This is a genomic window from Chryseobacterium sp. Tr-659, from assembly GCF_011752975.1.
In the GTDB taxonomy this organism is placed as follows: domain Bacteria; phylum Bacteroidota; class Bacteroidia; order Flavobacteriales; family Weeksellaceae; genus Chryseobacterium.
Genome location: NZ_VWWP01000003.1, coordinates 645,692 through 657,852 on the forward strand (window position 1 = coordinate 645,692; position 12,161 = coordinate 657,852).

At 35.3% G+C, this 12,161-nt stretch carries 11 protein-coding genes and 5 tRNA genes; 5 read left to right on the plus strand and 11 right to left on the minus strand.

What is annotated here, in order from left to right; all coding sequences use genetic code 11:
- Window positions 1–19: 19 nt before the first annotated feature.
- The 3 genes from F3J23_RS10550 to F3J23_RS10560 are packed head-to-tail and all read right to left on the minus strand — an operon-like array spanning window position 20 to window position 1,976.
- Window positions 20–898, minus strand: coding sequence for a DMT family transporter (locus F3J23_RS10550; protein WP_167028072.1), 879 nt, complete (start codon window positions 896–898; stop codon window positions 20–22).
- The gene (gene aat, locus F3J23_RS10555; protein WP_167028075.1) at window positions 885–1,538 is read right to left on the minus strand and encodes a leucyl/phenylalanyl-tRNA--protein transferase; all 654 of its coding nucleotides are present in this window, start codon (window positions 1,536–1,538) and stop codon (window positions 885–887) included. The genes F3J23_RS10550 and aat overlap by 14 nt, the downstream gene beginning before the upstream one ends.
- Window positions 1,539–1,598: 60 nt before the next feature.
- A complete protein-coding gene (locus F3J23_RS10560) occupies window positions 1,599–1,976 on the minus strand; it encodes a DUF3127 domain-containing protein (RefSeq protein ID WP_103288684.1) in 378 nt (125 codons plus the stop codon).
- 179 nt (window positions 1,977–2,155) lie between these two features.
- Here F3J23_RS10560 and F3J23_RS10565 point away from each other — a divergent pair.
- The 5 genes from F3J23_RS10565 to F3J23_RS10585 all read left to right on the plus strand — a co-directional run bounded on the left by F3J23_RS10565 (window position 2,156) and on the right by F3J23_RS10585 (window position 2,772).
- Window positions 2,156–2,237: transfer RNA gene (locus F3J23_RS10565), tRNA-Leu, on the plus strand.
- A 4-nt stretch (window positions 2,238–2,241) separates the two neighbouring features.
- A tRNA-Gly gene (locus F3J23_RS10570) sits at window positions 2,242–2,317 on the plus strand.
- A gap of 6 nt (window positions 2,318–2,323) precedes the next feature.
- A tRNA-Leu gene (locus tag F3J23_RS10575) sits at window positions 2,324–2,407 on the plus strand.
- A gap of 122 nt (window positions 2,408–2,529) precedes the next feature.
- Window positions 2,530–2,611, plus strand: a tRNA-Leu gene (locus F3J23_RS10580).
- A 77-nt stretch (window positions 2,612–2,688) separates the two neighbouring features.
- Window positions 2,689–2,772, plus strand: a tRNA-Leu gene (locus F3J23_RS10585).
- 108 nt (window positions 2,773–2,880) lie between these two features.
- Here the strand turns inward: F3J23_RS10585 and F3J23_RS10590 are convergent.
- The 8 genes from F3J23_RS10590 to F3J23_RS21820 form a co-directional block, all read right to left on the minus strand.
- The gene (locus F3J23_RS10590; RefSeq protein WP_167028078.1) at window positions 2,881–5,088 is read right to left on the minus strand and encodes a peptidase domain-containing ABC transporter; all 2,208 of its coding nucleotides are present in this window, start codon (window positions 5,086–5,088) and stop codon (window positions 2,881–2,883) included.
- A complete protein-coding gene (locus F3J23_RS10595) occupies window positions 5,085–8,189 on the minus strand; it encodes a lantibiotic dehydratase (RefSeq protein WP_167028081.1) in 3,105 nt (1,034 codons plus the stop codon). The genes F3J23_RS10590 and F3J23_RS10595 overlap by 4 nt, the downstream gene beginning before the upstream one ends.
- Complete coding sequence (locus F3J23_RS10600) at window positions 8,170–9,120, minus strand: LLM class flavin-dependent oxidoreductase (protein WP_167028085.1); 951 nt, start codon at window positions 9,118–9,120, stop codon at window positions 8,170–8,172. Before F3J23_RS10600 ends, F3J23_RS10595 begins: the two co-directional genes overlap by 20 nt.
- A gap of 1 nt (window position 9,121) precedes the next feature.
- Window positions 9,122–10,279 carry a lanthionine synthetase LanC family protein gene (locus tag F3J23_RS10605; protein WP_167028088.1) on the minus strand — a complete coding sequence of 386 codons (1,158 nt, stop codon included), beginning with the start codon at window positions 10,277–10,279 and terminating at the stop codon, window positions 9,122–9,124.
- Window positions 10,279–11,451, minus strand: a complete 1,173-nt coding sequence (locus F3J23_RS10610) for a lanthionine synthetase LanC family protein (RefSeq protein WP_167028090.1) — start codon at window positions 11,449–11,451, stop codon at window positions 10,279–10,281. Before F3J23_RS10610 ends, F3J23_RS10605 begins: the two co-directional genes overlap by 1 nt.
- Window positions 11,452–11,559: 108 nt before the next feature.
- Window positions 11,560–11,736 carry a class I lanthipeptide gene (locus F3J23_RS10615; RefSeq protein WP_167028093.1) on the minus strand — a complete coding sequence of 59 codons (177 nt, stop codon included), beginning with the start codon at window positions 11,734–11,736 and terminating at the stop codon, window positions 11,560–11,562.
- A 49-nt stretch (window positions 11,737–11,785) separates the two neighbouring features.
- On the minus strand, window positions 11,786–11,962 hold the full coding sequence (locus tag F3J23_RS10620; protein ID WP_167028093.1) for a class I lanthipeptide: 177 nt from the start codon (window positions 11,960–11,962) through the stop codon (window positions 11,786–11,788).
- 49 nt (window positions 11,963–12,011) lie between these two features.
- Window positions 12,012–12,155: a class I lanthipeptide gene (locus tag F3J23_RS21820; protein ID WP_410497718.1), complete on the minus strand. Its 144-nt coding sequence runs from the start codon at window positions 12,153–12,155 to the stop codon at window positions 12,012–12,014.
- Window positions 12,156–12,161: the final 6 nt, after the last annotated feature.

Sequence of the window (12,161 nt, forward strand, 5' to 3'; positions counted from 1 at the left end):
TTTAATTTATAATAAAATTTTACTTTCTTTGATTTGTTCTTAAAAATACGAGACCGCCAATGATAATTCCTGCACCTACAAATTGTAAATAAGTCAGTTTTTCACCATCTATAATTCCCCAGATAATAGCAACAATGGGCATTACTAATGTAACGGTTGATGCAAAAAGAGGTGTGGAAACTTTCAGTAATCTGTAATTCATCATCATGGCCAGGCCGGTTCCGAAGATGGATAACAGACTCACAAACATTAGCCCCAGCAAATTATCTTTTGAAAAGCTGAATTCTGAGAAGAATCCTGTACTCGTTAATGCAATAACGGATGGAAAAAATAAAACAAATGAGAATACAAAAGCAGACAAAACTGTTGAAGAGACACTCATAAGTTTAGATTTTACAGTGGTTGTACTCAGCGCGTAACATAAAGTAGCCAATAATAGCAGCAAAATAGGAATCAATTTAAATTCTCCGCTGTCACCACCTCCAAACGCAAGAATACAGACTCCCGTGAAGCTTATAAATGTCCCTATGATCTGTTTTTTTGTGGTCTCGAATTTCCAGATCAATGCCCCTACAATGATAACAAAAATAGGCATCATGGAATTGATAATCCCTGCAATACTGCTGCTGACCTCGGTTTCTGCAATAGGAAAAAGGAACATCGGGATGAAATTTCCTGTAAAAGCTGCCAGAATAAGCCATTTCAGGTGCTTTTTCGGGAAAAGCTTATAATTGGAAATCGCAATAGGAAGTAAGATTATTCCGGCAATTAAAACCCGTAAAGATCCTACCTGAAACGGGTTGAAATGTTCCAGTGATTTTTTGATCAAAATGAATGAGGAGCCCCAAATAATACTCAGGATCACCAGTAGAACCCACTTTTCTTTATCTGCGTTCATTATTTTCGTGTAAGATTTTTAGAAATTCTTTTTTAGGAATCATTTTTGCTCCTAAGCTTTCAAGGTGTTCGGTATGAGATTGACAATCAATTAATTCAAGCTTGTCTTTATTACTTTCAACAAAATGAATAAATCCTGCTTTTGACGCATTACTTACCTTTGCAAACATACTTTCCCCACAAAAAACATTCCCGATCTGTAATCCGTAAAAGCCTCCGACAAGCTCCCCGCCTTGCCATACTTCAATACTTCTTGCCAGGCCGTATTCATGAAGCTGGATAAATGAACTCATCAGTTCATCAGAAAGCCACGTCCCTGTTTGCCCTTTCCTGTTAGCCTGCTGGCAATTTTTTATAACTTCCCTGAAACTCTGATTCTCTGAAAAGGTAAAAACATTTCTGTTCAGAATCTTCCTCATCGATTTTGAAACTTTAATTTCTTCAGGAACCAAAACAAACCTGGGATCCGGGCACCACCATAAAATTTCTTCTCCGGGATTAAACCAGGGAAAAATACCCAGCTGATAGGCAAACCAGATCCGTTCTACAGACAGATCTCCGCCAAACGCTATCAAACCATCATGACCGTTATACACCTCCGGATCAGGAAATGAAATCTCGTTTTCGTCTAATCGGACCATCTTTTAGAAAAAAAATCCCACTTCAAAAAGCAGGATTTATATTTGATCTTTATTCTTTAATTAGAAAGGTAAATCGTCATCATCATCTCCGGCAAACGGATTCTCGTTAGAAACAGGAGATGCAGACTGCTGAGGCATAGCCTGAGTAGGTTCTGATGCATTATCAGAAACCTTCTCCACTCTCCATCCCGTGATAGAGTTGAAGTATTTAGTTTCACCCTGAGGAGAAACCCATTCTCTTCCTCTGATATTGATTCCTACTTTTACGTTCTCTCCTTCTTTAAGGTTATCTAATAAACTGATTTTATCAGATAAAAATTCTATGTTTATCGGCTGTGGATACTGTTCTTGAGTCAAAATAACCATTTCTCTCTTTTGAAACCCGCTCGCAAATGTTTGAGCATCAAAAAGTTTCTTTACCGTTCCTTGTAATTCCATATCGTAAATATTAACGACGTAAAAGTAAGAAAATGAAATGTAATAATACGTGCCGCGGAAAAAAAATGTGGAAATTTTAATTTTTTTTCCTGAAAAGTTTGGTAGTAAAGGAAATTGTCCTATATTTGCACTCACAAAAACGAAGCAAGCTCTTTAAAACTTACAATATAAAAAAACCAGCGGATGTGGTGTAATTGGTAGCCACGCCAGACTTAGGATCTGGTGCCGTGAGGCGTGGGGGTTCGAGTCCCTTCATCCGCACTATGCGAAAATAGCTCAGCTGGTAGAGCACAACCTTGCCAAGGTTGGGGTCGCGGGTTCGAATCCCGTTTTTCGCTCCACACCATGCCCTGGTGGTGGAACTGGTAGACACGCAGGACTTAAAATCCTGTGTCCGCAAGGACGTACGGGTTCAAGTCCCGTCTGGGGTACAAGACCCTCTGTAATATCTTACGGAGGGTTTTTTGTTTTAATAGAGAGCGTTCTTTCTATAAAACTTTTATATATTTGTAAGAGATACAGCCTGAATCTGTGTATTCAGATCAGCAAACCAGCGGATGTGGTGTAATTGGTAGCCACGCCAGACTTAGGATCTGGTGCCGTGAGGCGTGGGGGTTCGAGTCCCTTCATCCGCACTATTCTAAAAGGCTCTTTTAGAGTCATTAAGAAGGTTGGAACCCTTGGTTCGAATCTTTTTTTTTGCCCACACCATGCCCTGGTGGTGGAACTGGTAGACACGCAGGACTTAAAATCCTGTGTCCGCAAGGACGTACGGGTTCAAGTCCCGTCTGGGGTACAAAAAGCCCTCTGTAAGAGATTACGGAGGGCTTTTGCTTTTTAAGATATACTAAAACGAAAAACCGCCTCACAAGCTGCGAAACGGTTAAAGTATATTGAGAGGTGATTAGTTGCCCAGTTCAAGCTGGTTTTTTACAAGACTGTAATAATCCGCTTTTTTATTGACAAGCTCCTGGTGGTTGCCTTTTTCCACAACAGCGCCGTTTTTCAAAACAATAATCTGATCTGCATTTTTTACGGTACTTAAACGGTGTGCTACGATGATTACAGTTTTCCCTTTGAAGAATTCCTGCAGATTATCATGGATGATCTTTTCATTTTCTGCATCCAGAGCAGAGGTTGCTTCATCAAATAATATGAAATGAGGATTTTTATAGACAGCTCTTGCAATAAGTACTCTTTGTTTCTGTCCTCCGGAAATTCCGTTGCCGGCAGCTCCGATCTTGGTACTGTATCCTAACGGAAGATTATCAATGAAAGATGAAATGTTAGCTACTCTCACTGCATTTTCCATTTTTCTGGTATTGATTTCCACTTCGCTGGTGGCAATATTTCTTTCAATGGTATCGGAGAAGATAAATCCGTCCTGCATTACCACCCCATAGTTTTCTCTGATGCTTTTAGGAGATAAGGTAAGAATATCGTCCTCGTTATAATGAATGGTGCCATGGGTCGGGTTGTAGAATTTCAGCAATAGCTTCATTAATGTTGTTTTTCCACTTCCGCTGGCTCCCACAATAGCGGTTACTTTTCCTTCAGGGATAAAAAGATCGACATCTTTTAAAACAAACTGAGATTTCGGACCTTCATACTGAAATGAAACATTATTTAACGTAATTCCTCTTTCTTCAGGGGCTAAGGCTTTATTACTTACTTCAAGATCCTTCATCCCTTCTTTTTCTTCCTCTTCATGATTCTGAACTTCATTTAATCTTGAAAGACTCAGTTTCGCATCCTGTAAAGAACGGAAGAAAGAGATCATTTGATTTACAGGAGAGTTAAGCTGTCCGATGATATAGGAAATAGCCAATAATTCCCCGATTGTCATATTTCCTTTCACCACCTGTAAAGCAGCAAAGAAAGTCACTAAAATATTTTTAAGTTGATTAAGGAATTCAAAGCCTGAAAATTGGAATTGATCAACCTTCATGATACGAAGAGTTGTTTTAAAAAGCTTATTCTGAATTCCTTCCCATTCTTTTCTTTTATAATCTTCAAATTGATTAAGTTTCATCTCAGAAACACCGTTCAGAATTTCATATACACTTTCCTGGCTTTCTCCTTTTTCTCTGAAACGATAATAATCGAGAATTTCTCTTTTTTTCAGCCAATATTGAGCCCAGCCCAAAGATAAAGCGGTTAAGGCTGAGTAAATTAATACAATGGAGACATTATAATACCAAAGAACACCAAAGAATACCAAGAAGGTAATCATTGAGAAGAAGGTCATCAGACTTTGTGATGTCAGGAAGTCTTCAATCCTTTCATTATCCTGTATCCTTTGTGTGAAGTCCCCCTTCATTTTCGAATCAAAAAAGCTCATAGGAAGTACTAGCATTTTTTTCAAAAAGTCTGAAATAATGGAAATGCTTATTCTTGTTCCAATATGGATCATGAGCCAGTTTCTAAAGATTTCTATTGTAATACTTCCTACATATAACGCTACCTGGGAGAGCAGGATCGTTGTTATAAGATTAATATCTTTTGTATTTACTCCTTTGTCAATAAGGGTTTGTGTAAGAAATGGGAATATCAGGCTCAGGCAGCTTCCCAATAAAAGCATAAGAGACAAAAAAATGAATTTGGTTTTGTGCTCCTTAAAATACTTTACTGCGAATGAAAGATTTACTTTATTTTCTTCAGGAAAACTTTGTTGATAAAAGCTGTTGGTAGGGCTTATAAAAAGAGCAATCCCTTCTTCACCATCTGATAACCAGCTATTAAGGAAATCTTTCTCACTTAACCAAATTATTCCGTGGCTTGGATCTGCAATTTTGTAGCGGTTCTTTCCAGTGAAAAAACTTTTCTTTACATCTAGTAACACCACAAAATGGTTTTTATTCCAATGAAGAATACATGGCAGGCTTCCATTTTCGTCAAGTGTTTTTAACGTTAATTTAGCAGGGTATGTTTCAAATCCAATATTTTCGAACAATTCGCTGATACTTAGTAAACTAACGCCTTCTCGTGATAAATTGGTGTTTTCTTTTAAAAAATGGAGTGGAATCTGCTTGCCAAAATAGGAAGCTACCATTGCAATGCAGGCAGGGCCGCAGTCCATTTGGTCGTGTTGAGGGACAAATTTTAGCTTCATGATACTAGATATTTTCTTTTGCCAATTTTCATTTTATAGTACTTTTCTACAATGCCATAAATAATTAATTCATGCATTCTATGTCTGGATCTGATTAGCCTGTTAATATGCATATGAATAAAGCTAGTCACTAATTTTTCCTTTTGTGTGAGGGTAAGATTCTCTATTTCCTGACAGTTTTCAGCAACCGAACTTACAAATTGAGAAAAGCAGGAGCTGTTATCCGTTATTTCTATAATATTGCTGATTGTATTCAGGTTGTTTCGATATTTTATATCAAGCTGCTTCTTTAGGTTACTATCTACATTGAACTCACGTTGGAAACCAGTATAGAGATTGTTGATTATTTCATACCGCCTGTCCAGGTCCAGATTGAAAACATTAAAATAGGTATCAATACTCTTAATAGCATATAGCCAAAGATCATCATTGTTTGGTATATTTCTTAACAAATCAACAGTCATTGTACTGTCATAGTAGAAAATATGTTCTGCAACATTGATAAATTCGCCCTCATATCTTTCGTACTCTCTGTCATAAGTTCCCATTTCTACTTTGCTAATAATTCCTTCACTGATATGTTTATCAAAATAATCATTGAAAGTGGTAATGATTTTGGCAGTATTGGTTAAATCTCCATCATTAATTTCCAGTCTTAATCTGATATGGTTATCAGGATCATTATACCGGATATAAAACCATTTTTTTATGAGCTCTTCTTCAGTGAGATGAGGGAGAAGGGCAGGGAAAATATCTTTTACGATTTTGTCTGACGATTTTGTTCCGCAATAGATTTTATAGTATAGCCATTTGTTTCCGGGAATAAATTTATTATCAGAAATGTTCCTGTTAAAAATATACTCAGATAATTCTGTTTTAATGACTTTATGGTTTTTATTGATAAGAGGCATTATGATTTCGTTGCTGAATTCATCATTGTTTAAATCATAGAGGCATTCTGTTAAAACAATTCTTTGCTTTACTCTCAGCTCTTCTACAAGAAAGAACAATAAGTTTTCATTTTGAGAATCAATAAGTAATTTATTATCTCCTTGTGAAATAAAGAAATACCGGCTTACTTTCTTTTCAGACAAGTATTTTTGTAAGACTTTAATGCTTTCTGAGTTATTTTTTGATTTAATTCCGGATACTTCATTCTGGTATACTCTCCACAAAGCAGGAGTAAAAATAATATCATCACCAAATGTAATACGAGGGACATGATCGTACATAAGATAATTGGAATCTCCAATATTCAGTACTAAGCCAGGTGAGATATCTTGTTTCTGAAGATCACATAAAAACTGATATACAGGAAGAGAGTTATAATCAAAATTATGTGCAGTAGAATGAAAAATTTTAATTTCTCTATTTAGTTCTTTGTGGAATAAAATGATTCTGCCATTGATCATTTTGATGTATAGATCATTTAAATGTATTGTTTGTTCTGAAGAAGATGCTTTGGTAAGATAAGATAGCTGAGCTCCTCTTTTTACCTGTCTCAATAGAATATTTCCAACTCTGTTATCGGGTAAATGTAAAAGCTCCACATAGATAAAGTGGTCATTGTTTTGTTCTTCCTTTATAATTTTGTTCATAGATGCCATGATCTCATCATCTTCATTGGAAAATCTTGCAATTAGGTTAAGGCCGCTTGTGCCGGCAACAGAATTGATAGCGATTTTACCTGAGACTTTCTCCAGCATAATGGATAAGGATCTGGCCAGATTAATATCTTCCTTACTTTGCAGGCTCTGAATATCATGTTGATTTAAATCTATAGAAGTGTCCCCGTTGGAGATTGCGTTACTTATTGCTCTTCGCCAGAATTCATGATGTTTTTTGTGGTAGGTAATTGTAAATGATTCATTTTCAAGGCTGGGCCAGCTTAAGGTGTCAAGAAGAGAAGAAAAGTCAGTTTCATTATTCTGCTCCTGTACATATCCGATTCCACTTTCATTATCCAAAACTTCTACCAGAGGAACCAGGTTTCCCTCATATCTTGAATAAAACATTTTTTTGAAATTTTCTAAATTTTCATTTATTGCGTCATTTCCTTTATCCCAGAAAGAGGATAAAACATGAATTCCTTTTTTAATTTTAGAAAGGTCCTCCTTTGTGATAGGAGAAAAATTAAGATTTCTTTTTAATGATGTGTTGATCAGGTGTTTTCTGTCGTATAAAACAGAGAAACTATTTGCGATAGAAAAGATTTCATCGTAATGTTCCTGTGCTTGTCCGATTCCGGAATTTAGCAGCTTTAAATAATCTTCCATCTTGATGAGATTTTCAAGATATGTATTTAGATCAGTATGAAGATGCTTTTTTGAAGTCAAATATTCAATTGTCTGACGAAGGGGAGATTGTTCATTCAAGCAAATATCAAAGTTACTTTTAAAGAATTGAGCTTCAATCAAACTAAAAATATAATATTTTGCATCTTCTTCAGAAACTTCTTCCACATTTTCTGCTACCAGGGCAACCAGATTTTCAAAAGAATAAGATTTGTTGGCAGCTGTTTCAACAAGAAAATCCAGAAGTTCATCCTTTTCCAACGAGCTTAGCGTATAGACTCTTTTTTCATTTTGTATGGTCGTTTCGATGTATCGGTAATAATCACCTAATTTATAGATAGAGTCATTAAGCTCATATTCGTGAACTTCCGGAAAGTCTCTGTTAATTAATGCAATAACCTGAAAAAGAAAAGAAAGATCCAATGTTGTATATCGACTGATAGAGCTCATGTTTTCCTGTTCAATATCTTGATTTTCTGAACTTAATTCAAAATTTGAATGAGATGCAAATGTGCCAAAAGGAGTGGATCTTGTGGTCATTCGGATGAAATATTTCAAGATTGAATTGTTTATTCTACTTCTTTTAACCAATGGAAATGAAGGGTCATTATCACATAATTTTGCCCATTCATGATACAACTCAGATGATGCCAGAAATATTGCTTCTCTGAAGATCTTATCATCCCATAATTTTAAAACAAAATGATCAAGCTCTTCTGCTCTTTCCGGTATATCTTTATATTGTTTAAATGAGTACAAAGCGTTTCTCATAAAACCAATGTTAATATTATCTAGTTGCGTTTTCATGTTCGATAGATTGTAGGTTGTAGTAATTGCTTATGGTTTCAGCATTTTCTATTTTTTTGTCGCTGTCAGATTCAGTATCATATAAAATGAATTCATCAATGGGAAGTTTTTTATCAAGCTGTGCTATAAGTTCAAAAAGCTGTTCAAAGCTGAGATTTAAAACCTTAAATGATTCAGACTCTTCTTCTGCCGTAGCTTTTATCTCATTGTCTTCTGAGAGATTAACAGCTAAGGCTAAAGAAAATTTGGGTATGAATCCGTTTTTTTGCAAAAATGATTCTTTGTATTGGTGGATTTTTTCTTTTTTACCATTGAGATCCTCCAGAAATTTTCCATTATTGTGAAATAATGAAACACAATAGTTTGAATGTAAATTTAATGCGTCTTCTACATTATTCAGAGAAGAAGACAGATACCAAAGTTCGGGGATTAATCCGCCATACGGAGGAATTAATATACCTTCTTTTTCATTTTTCTCAATTTCGGAATATAATAATTCATGGATGGTGTAGGCGTTTTCCTTAAAAACATTTCCGATCCCTTTTTTGAGCATATCCGGATTGAGAAGGTTTTTAGTATGTGCGCTTTCAGGAACTCCTTTTGACAGGCCAAGGTCTATTCTTCCGCTAAATATGTTATTGCTTAGTTTATAGGTCGTTGCAATTGCGTAAGGAGAATAACTGGGAACAGAAGTTCCTGCGGATCCTACTCTTATTTTTTCTGTCATTCCGGCAATCATGGCAATAACAATATCAGGATTTGAGAATGCGAGATTTTTAATATGAGAATAATGGTGCTCTGCAAGCCAAAATCTGCTGTACCCTAATCTTTCTGCATGAAGGGCATAATCAACTACATCGTTAAGGGCAGTCATTGAATCTTTGCCGCCTCTGTAGCCTAATTCTAGTAATCCTATGCTTTTTGTTTTCATGTTAAAGTAAAAATTTTAGGTAATTAGTTTTATCAATTTTATCATCAAGAGCCATCAGAGCTCCGGTTTTTCCAAGGATCAGGGAGCAGTCTTGCTCTGTGAATGGCTGATCCAGTTCTTTTTCCAAAATTTCGAGAGATCTGTTTAACCAAAAATCTTTTGCCTTTTTATAATCTGGATGGCTGTCTTTTTGGTCAATTTCATGATAGAGCTGTACAAGACCTGAAGTACCGTGGCAGTATTGGACGAACTCTATTCCGGTATTGGCCATTACTTTTCTTTTTGTGGTTTCCAGGCCAAGTTCATAGGCCATATCCCTGTATTTTGTTTCCTGTAGTGCTTCTCCTGTCTTATATAGGAGATAAGAGAAAGAAAGATCACTGTTGCACCAGCAAAGCCTGTTATTGTGGAAAGGCTTTAACAGGTCCTTTGTTATTTTGTAATTGTATGGTTTATATATTCTGGCATTTTCTACTTCGCGGACATCAAAATTAGAAATAATGAAATCCAGGCAGACACTAATAATATACTTTGCTTTTTCCGTGATTAAGGGGAGAGACAAAAGATTATTAACAATAGAAAGGTAGCCATAATTGAATCCTAAGTTGATACCATCTGCATAGCTGTCATTCAGTTTGTTTTCAAATGGAATGGGTTGTGAAAGGCATTCATCATAAAGAATGTTGACAATTTCACTGCTGTACTTTTCATTTTTGATGGTATTGAAATAATGTAAGTTTCCGATTGGCCCATCAAAGAAAGTATAATTATTCTCGTGAAGCATGTTTACGGATTGTTGGAAAATTAGTTCTCCAATGTCAGTAATTAATTCATCAAAATCATCTTCTATTAATCCGTCTTTCTTTAATAAATCCAGAATAATACCCAGGCCGGTCATTCCTTTTGATAAATTAGGAAGTGCATAAACATTATTTTCTTTTTGAAGATGAGCATTTTCTAAAACCTCTTCAAGAATTTCACTTACTTTTTGTATATAAATATCATTCTTAGTAATTTGATATTTTGATAAGAAATAAAGCAATAATCCCAGCTTTCCGAATAACAATCCGTCAGGTAAGTTTTCGTAGTCAAAATCGAGTATTTTTCTGTCATACTCGTGGAGAATTGCACTAATATTTTTAGATTGTAGAGTTTCCATTATAAGTCGTAATTATAGAATGAAACATAATTATGATCGGTTTTAATGATATTGCTCATTAATGTCACTCCTATTCCGGCAATGCCTTGCCCTAAGGCCATATTGATACTGTCATACTCACTGTTGTAATAGGCTTTGAACCCTGCCCATTTACCGTTTTCTTCTTTTTTATATTCAAGAAGATGATCGTGCCAGTATTCTTTTGCCTCCAAAAAGGCATCATGTTTTGTTAGGTGATAAATGTTTTTATATAATGCAGATAATCCTGCTGAGCCATAAACTAATCCTGCCTCCATAATAGCAGATTTATCAGCATCCTTAAAGTTGGTTGTATGTAATAAGATATGGAGTCCTTTATCACAATAGTCTTTTTCATTTAATAATATTCCGGCATTGTAAAATGTATATCCAATACCAATTTCTCCATAAGCCAGATTATGATAATCAACATAAATCTTTTCAAATGCATTAAAAGGAAAAAGAGATATGTTTTCAGCTCCATTTTCTTTGCATGACCAGATAAAGGATAATCCGCTATGGATAAGTTCTAAAGACTGATCAGTATAAATGTTGTTTTTGTAAAGGAATAAAAGATAGCTGATCACTCCTGTTACCCCGTGTCCTAAACCTAATTCTACATATGGATTTTCTGTGTTTCGTAAATCAAACATCCAGTAATTTCCATTTTTGTCAGATTTTGATAGCTCAGTTACTTTATCAAGTGTTTTATAGATCAGGTGCTTTTTATCTTCCAGATTTCGTAATACAAAATATTTTGCAATACTTGGAAATCCGCTGGTAAGATCGAGATCTCCTTTTTCCATCTTCTGGATAAGAATTTGCTCTAATATTTCATCGATATTTTCCAAAAGAGAGTCTATATCTTGATCCAAAATACCCTGATTTTTCAGAAATAATATATATAATCCCAATTCTCTTATTTCATCATTAAAATGAAAACTTTTGTAATCTTCAGTTAAAGTAGATAAAGATTTTTCTATATAATAGGTTACCAGTTCTAATGATTTTGTTTCCTGTGTCATTAGGTAATGATAATAGTAAAACATTGATGCACTTAGGATTCCGTTATTAAGGCCGATACTGGTGAGTACAGAATCTTTTTTACGGATACATTCTTCTATTTCAGATATTATTTTTTTTTCTTTTTGCATGATCTTAGAGCTGTAGGGTTATATTATTTTTTAAAGAGGGAGGGTTTTAGATCTCCCTCTTTATAAAGAAGCAGACTGCCTCGTTAAGTTTGTATTTATTACAAAGGCTTAAGCAAGTCTTAATTCTGCCTGAGTAGACCCGTTGCAAGAACACTGTCCACAAGATTGGCTAGGCGCCTGGATACGGTTGTTACCTCCTTTCAGGCTGTTCATTTGCTCTTCCTGAAGTTTGCTGATTTGTTCTTTGTTGATTTGTAATCCTTTAGTTAATTTGATTTTTTGCATGATGTTAAAATTTTAATGATTTGTATTATTTTAAAAAATGATTTGGTAATTAAGCAAGTCTTAATTCAGCTTGAGTAGACCCGTTGCAAGAACACTGCCCGCAAGATTGGCTAGGCGCCTGGATACGGTTGTTACCTCCTTTCAGGCTGTTCATTTGCTCTTCCTGAAGTTTGCTGATTTGCTCTTTGTTGATTTGTAACCCTTTAGTTAATTTGATTTTTTGCATGATGTTAAAATTTTAATGATTTGTATTATTTAAAAAAATGATTTGGTAATTAAGCAAGTCTTAATTCAGCTTGAGTAGACCCGTTGCAAGAACACTGCCCGCAAGATTGGCTAGGCGCCTGGATACGGTTGTTACCTCCTTTCAGGCTGTTCATTTGCTCTTCCTGAAGTTTGCTGATTTGCTCTTTGTTGATTTGTAA

Coding starts and splice junctions, on each gene's coding strand:
- F3J23_RS10615 (WP_167028093.1), bottom strand. CDS start 11,736: ATGCAAAAAATCAAATTAACTAAAGGATTACAAATCAACAAAGAACAA.
- aat (WP_167028075.1), bottom strand. CDS start 1,538: ATGGTCCGATTAGACGAAAACGAGATTTCATTTCCTGATCCGGAGGTG.
- F3J23_RS10605 (WP_167028088.1), bottom strand. CDS start 10,279: ATGGAAACTCTACAATCTAAAAATATTAGTGCAATTCTCCACGAGTAT.
- F3J23_RS10600 (WP_167028085.1), bottom strand. CDS start 9,120: ATGAAAACAAAAAGCATAGGATTACTAGAATTAGGCTACAGAGGCGGC.
- F3J23_RS10610 (WP_167028090.1), bottom strand. CDS start 11,451: ATGCAAAAAGAAAAAAAAATAATATCTGAAATAGAAGAATGTATCCGT.
- F3J23_RS10595 (WP_167028081.1), bottom strand. CDS start 8,189: ATGAAAACGCAACTAGATAATATTAACATTGGTTTTATGAGAAACGCT.
- F3J23_RS10550 (WP_167028072.1), bottom strand. CDS start 898: ATGAACGCAGATAAAGAAAAGTGGGTTCTACTGGTGATCCTGAGTATT.
- F3J23_RS10620 (WP_167028093.1), bottom strand. CDS start 11,962: ATGCAAAAAATCAAATTAACTAAAGGGTTACAAATCAACAAAGAGCAA.
- F3J23_RS10560 (WP_103288684.1), bottom strand. CDS start 1,976: ATGGAATTACAAGGAACGGTAAAGAAACTTTTTGATGCTCAAACATTT.
- F3J23_RS10590 (WP_167028078.1), bottom strand. CDS start 5,088: ATGAAGCTAAAATTTGTCCCTCAACACGACCAAATGGACTGCGGCCCT.